The organism is Acidiphilium sp. 34-64-41, from assembly GCF_002282635.1.
Taxonomy (GTDB): Bacteria; Pseudomonadota; Alphaproteobacteria; order Acetobacterales; family Acetobacteraceae; genus Acidiphilium; species Acidiphilium rubrum.
The window spans coordinates 3,132-5,641 of sequence record NZ_NCJX01000157.1; the positions used below are offsets into that span (position 1 = coordinate 3,132).

2 protein-coding genes are annotated in these 2,510 nt (G+C 61.2%); one reads left to right on the top strand and one right to left on the bottom strand.

Features of this window, described 5'->3' with window-relative positions; translation table 11 throughout:
• Positions 1-895, bottom strand: an 895-nt coding sequence (gene mobQ, locus B7X49_RS18905) for a MobQ family relaxase (RefSeq protein WP_353744450.1), incomplete at its 3' end; no start/stop codon positions are given.
• A gap of 1,091 nt (positions 896-1,986) precedes the next feature.
• On the opposite strand from mobQ, the gene B7X49_RS18445 reads away from it, so the two are divergent.
• Positions 1,987-2,436 carry a helix-turn-helix domain-containing protein gene (locus B7X49_RS18445; protein ID WP_286840599.1) on the top strand — a complete coding sequence of 150 codons (450 nt, stop codon included), beginning with the start codon at positions 1,987-1,989 and terminating at the stop codon, positions 2,434-2,436.
• Positions 2,437-2,510: the final 74 nt, after the last annotated feature.

Below are 2,510 nucleotides of genomic sequence, written 5' to 3' on the forward strand. Positions count from 1 at the left end.
CGGCGGTTGCCGGTCGCACAGGGGGCCGCGTAAGGCGGACGCTTGGCCGCGTGAGGGGTAGGCCAGGGACGGTCAGGCGCACGGGCAAGGGCGCAGGTGTGGGCGGCGCGGCAGCAGCAGCCCGCAGGACCGCGCGGAGGGCGTCAATGCGGGCGTTGTGCGCGCGGATCGTCGCATTTTCCGTGTACCGGCCCGTCGCAACACCGAGCCGCGCGAGTGCACTTACGGCTGGCCCCTGGTAAAGCGTGGGGCGCACGACCAGACGTCGCCGAGCGTGAGATCGGTGATCAACGCGCGCTAGGGTCGACGCCTGAGCCAACGCTTTATTCGAAAGCGCGGCCCATTCAGCGCGGATTAGCTCGATTTCGGCGCTGCTGGTCCGTGGGCTGTCGAGAATCCGCGTTTTTGCGCCCAGGCCCGACTCTCCTATCGACCGAGTTGTGGTCAGGAGATGCGCGTGATGGTTGCGGTTGTCGTTTCCGCGATCCGGACGATGAATCGCGACGTCACACGCGACGCCGTACCGCGCGACCAAGAATCGAGCAAACTGGTCGGTAAGTGAGCGGTGTTGTTGGTCGTCGAGTTCGCACGGTAACGAAATTTCAAACTCGCGCGCGGTTTTCGCGTCGGCGCGTGTCTCCCGAGCTTCTGCGGCATTCCAAAGGGCGGCGCGGTCGTAAGCCCACGCTGGTGCGTCAGTCGGCGCAAAAATCGCCGAATGGGCGACTCTGGGTGACCGACTACGGTAGCGGTGGACGACGTTGGTGCGCAGGTCGCGCAAGTCGCGACCGGCTCGGTACGCGGCGGCTGCAACAGCGCTGCGCTTCGTGCGCCGACTTACTGATTTCACAGACACGTGAAAATTCGCCACAGCTATCTCCTGGTCGCACAGCATTGGCGCAGCCAATGCTAAAGTGCACGTTTATAACGACCTTGAAGCACGTGATAGCGAAAAACGCAAAATGACGTAGCAGGGGCGCGATGCGCCAGGGACGGTGATGCCGGTTCGGCGGTGAGCGTGCCGCGCGTTCAGCGCGGCCAACGCGAACCTGCCGATCCGGCGGGGCAGGGGCAGACGGGCGCAGGGCGTGCGCCGGGCAGGAGAGGGACAGGGCGCGACGAGCGGGCCGCGCGCAGAGCGCGGACGCCGCGAGACACGCGCCCTGGACCAGGCAGAGGCAGGGAACCTCAGCAAAGCGAAAAACGCAAAGATCTGGCGATTATTAGGTCAGTATCCCCTTCTGGGCGGCTCAACATCCTATGACGTGTGGTTTTGAGCAGAAGCAGGGAAACGTCGATCCCATTGCTGCGTTTTCTAGCCGTGCCTGGTTTTTGTCCTAGTGGCGCGGATCGAGCGCAGCGCGGGAGATCCGTAGGACGCGTAGCGTCCGCGCCAGGCACAAAATTTAGTGCGGAGCGGCCTGCACAGCGCGCATTCGCGCGCTGTGCAGGCCGCTATTCATAATCAAATCGCGAAGCGATTTTCCGTTTGCTAATCGGCCCGGAGGGCCGCCTGATCAGCCCGTCCGCACAGGTGGGTCCACCGGGAAGGCTGCGCTGCGCTAGCCCCATATAGGGGGCGCTCCGCTACGCATCCCCGTGGACTACCTGCACGGCAGGCAGCCCCCTTCGGGGGTGCTCCTCTAGATCATAGAATGGTCAAGAAAATTACCATTTTTTTTCAATTAGTTATTAGGGGGGGGTACGACACAGCTGGTGTCGTAGGGGTACGACACCAGCTGTGTCGTAGGTTTGTCTACTTTTACGACAAATTTGTCTTGACTTACGACAACTAAATGACCTACCCCTACGTCGTTTTTGACCTAAAATACGACACGTATGACTTAGGGGTACGACATGGCAGCGGGCCGTGAGAAACAGGTAGGATTGACGACAGCACCAGGGGGGTCATGGGTACAGGTTGAACGCGCTGCCCTCGAACGCTGGTCTATCTTGGCGGCTGAGAATCCACGGGCCGCCTCTGTGATGATGGTCCTCGTGGCCCAGATGGGCCGCCATAACGCCATCGTGGTCAGCCAGTCGAACCTTGCTCGTTTGGCACGCTGCTCCGTGCGAACTCTACAGCGGGCCCTTGATGCCTTGCGCGAAAACTTATGGATTGAAGTCCGGCAAATTGGACCAAACGGCACAAGCTGCGCCTACATCGTCAATGATCGCATAGCGTGGTCTGGTGCGCGCGACGGCATCCGCTACAGCCTGTTTTCTGCCGCCGTTCTGGTCTCTGCGGATGAACAGCAAGACCAAAAAGAACTTGGCTCGACTGCAATGGAACCACTCGAAAAGATTCCGGCCATGTTCCAAGGCGAGCGTCAGCTACCGACCGGCCCTGGCCTCGATCCGCCTACGCAGCCGCCGCTGGTGGGGCTAGAGCCTGATTTACCGACCCGTCGTGGTCTCTTGGAGCACTCCAAATGAGCAATTCGAGCCTCTATGAGCGTGATTTCTACGCTTGGGCCAATGAGCAAGCCGCGCTTTTGCGTTCCGGCCGT